The sequence below is a fragment of the Micromonospora sp. WMMD735 genome (assembly GCF_049178995.1).
In the GTDB taxonomy this organism is placed as follows: Bacteria; Actinomycetota; Actinomycetes; order Mycobacteriales; family Micromonosporaceae; genus Micromonospora; species Micromonospora wenchangensis.
The window spans coordinates 1,101,287-1,103,865 of sequence record NZ_JBMHMJ010000002.1 but is presented as its reverse complement, the minus strand read 5'-3'; the positions used below and the strand labels follow the sequence as shown (position 1 = coordinate 1,103,865).

Annotated in this window: 2 protein-coding genes; both read left to right on the top strand. The window is 71.7% G+C overall.

Translation table 11 applies throughout. The features are described 5' to 3' along the window. The first annotated feature begins 614 nt into the window (after nucleotides 1-614). Nucleotides 615-1,724, top strand: coding sequence for a hypothetical protein (locus ACN268_RS04900; protein ID WP_421481930.1), 1,110 nt, complete (start codon nucleotides 615-617; stop codon nucleotides 1,722-1,724). An 11-nt stretch (nucleotides 1,725-1,735) separates the two neighbouring features. Further along, nucleotides 1,736-2,578 (top strand): ACP S-malonyltransferase, encoded by an 843-nt coding sequence (locus ACN268_RS04895; RefSeq protein WP_421481929.1) that lies wholly within the window; start codon nucleotides 1,736-1,738, stop codon nucleotides 2,576-2,578. Nucleotide 2,579: the final 1 nt, after the last annotated feature.

The window sequence follows — 2,579 nt, the reverse complement described above, 5'->3', positions numbered from 1 at the left end:
GCTGTCGCAAGGGCGACTGCGTCGGCCGGCGCGCGGTCCTACGCTCATGGTGACTGCCACTTAGCACGGTTGCGGATCACAGATGTGGTCTAGGGGTTCAAATCCTCTGGTAGTCGCCTACAAGCGGCGGGGCGGGCCTTCGGGCCCGCCCCGTTCGTCGCCTGCGCCCCGGCACCGGCGGGTCGGCGGGGGCACGGGGCTGCGGGTCGGACCGCCCGCGCACACCCACCGGTCGCGCCCGCCGTGACCACAACCAGGTTTATAAGCGGTGACGCGACCGTTAAATTCGCGCGGGTTCGTCGCACATAAAAGAATCGGCGGGACAAACCACTCCCGTGCGACAAACGTTTCACCACACCCGGTCACCGAGCCAGGCAGAGCCAACTGAGCTGCCAAAACGGCCGTTCACCGACCGCCAGATCGCGCAGCGCGACCGAACTATTGACCGTGCGCGATGGGTCGCATATTGTTCGCGGTGCAAGTTCCACCGGACGCGATAAACACCGCCGCAATCAGAAGCCAGCCGTCGGCAATCGACGCGGCCTTTCCGCTTCCCGCCGTGTCGGGTCAACCGCGCACGCATTCCGCCCGACCAGCAAGGAATCCCCGTGGAAATGCTCACCCCTTCCGGGCGCACCCTGGCCCTTTTCGACGGAATAGGTGGTCACCAGGGAAATCTGCTCCCCACCCTCGGGGCGCTGCACGCGCAACCGGAGAACGCGCTGTTCTTCGACCGCATGTTCCGGGCCCTCGACGACCTGCGGGAGCACGTCGGCCACGCGTCCGGTCCGGTCGTTCCCACCGGGGGCCGGCTGCGCCGGTGGTTGACCGACCCCGCCACCGCGCCGCCGACCGGCACCGACGACTCGGTCGTCGCCGGCGTCTGCGTCCACCTGATCCAGCTGTGCGACCTGCAGCCCCGGCGGGCCGCCCTCGACACCGTCACCGCCGCCATCGGGCACAGCATCGGGCTCCAGGCGGCCATCGTCGCCGGCCTGCGGCCGAAGCGCACGGACGCCTTCCTCGCCCTGGCCGAGACCTCACTCAGGCTGGTAGCGCTGAGCCTCGTCCGGGGACACCAGGCCACCACCGGCCGTCCCGTCCCCACCGAGCTGACCGAGCGGTACGCCACCTGCGGCGACCCGCGCCAGCGACCCGGCCCGATGGCGCTGGTCGACGGCCCCTCCCGGGCGGATCTCGCCGCCCTGGTCGACCGCTACCGGCGGGACACCCGACGGTCGGTCTCGGTCGGCCTGGTCAACACCCCCACCACCGGCGTGCTCAGCGGGCACACCGAGGACCTGCTGCACTTCCACGCCCACCACGAGGCGATGTTCCGCGACGGCGCGGCGACCTGGACGTTCCTCACCAACACCCTGCCGTTCCACAGTCCGTACCTGGCCGCCGCCGCCGACGAGGTACGCCGGGACCGGACCTTCGTCGGTCCCCTGCCCGCCGCCGGTGAGCTGCGGATACCGGTCTACGCGGCGGACGCCCCCCGGACCCTGCCACCCGAGGCCGACCTGCTCGACGAGTTCGTCGAGCAGGTGCTGGTGCGCCCGGTCGACTGGGCGACCGCCAGCGTCCACGCCGTCACCGACGCCGGCATCACCACCGTGCTGGACTGCGGCCCCGGCCCCGCCGCCCGCCGGTTCACCCGGGAGTGCCTCGGCGGCCGGACGCTGCGCTTCGAGTCGATCCGACGAGCCTCCCGGCGACCGTGAAAGGACACCACGTGCACTGTCTACTCTTCCCGGGCCAGGGGGTGCAGCGCCGCGGCATGGGCGCCGACCTGTTCGGCCTGTTCCCCGAGGCCACCGCCAGGGCCGACGAGATCCTCGGCTGGTCCATCGAGGAGCTGTGCACCCGGGACCCGCAGCGACGCCTGCGCGACACCCGTTACGCCCAGCCCGCGGTGTTCTTCGTCAACGCCCTGCTGGCGCAGCAGGTGATCGCCGAACGCCCCGGGCACTACCGGTACTTCGCCGGCCACAGCCTCGGTGAGTACAACGCGCTGGTCGCCGCCGGGGTGCTCGACCTCGACGTCGCCCTGCGGCTGGTCGACCGGCGGGCCGAGCTGATGTCCCAGGTCACCGGCGGGGGCATGTCGGCGGTGCAGGGCCTGCCGGTGTCGTTCGTCAGGCGGGCGTTGACCGAGACCGGCCTGCCCCGGGTGTTCGTGGCGAACCTCAACGCCGACACCCAGAGCACGATCGCCGGGGACCGCGCCGAGCTGGCCGTCGCGGCCAAGGCGATCGGCGCGCTGCCCGGGGCCCGGGTCGTCCCGCTCAACGTCAGCGGCCCCTTCCACACCCCGCTGATGGCGGCGGCGGAGCAGCGGTTCCGGGCCGTCCTGGACGGCTGCGACTTCGCCGCCGGGCACACCCCCGTGGTCTCCGGGGTCACCGGGGACGTCTTCGACACCGACCGCGCCGCCGAACTGCTCGCCCGGCAATTGTCCACCCCCGTGGAGTGGGTCCGGGCGGTCACCACCCTGCGCGCGGCCGGTGTCACCGGGTTCGACGAGGTCAACGGCAAGACCCTCAGCGCATTTCTCACCCGCATCGCGGAGAGGTGAT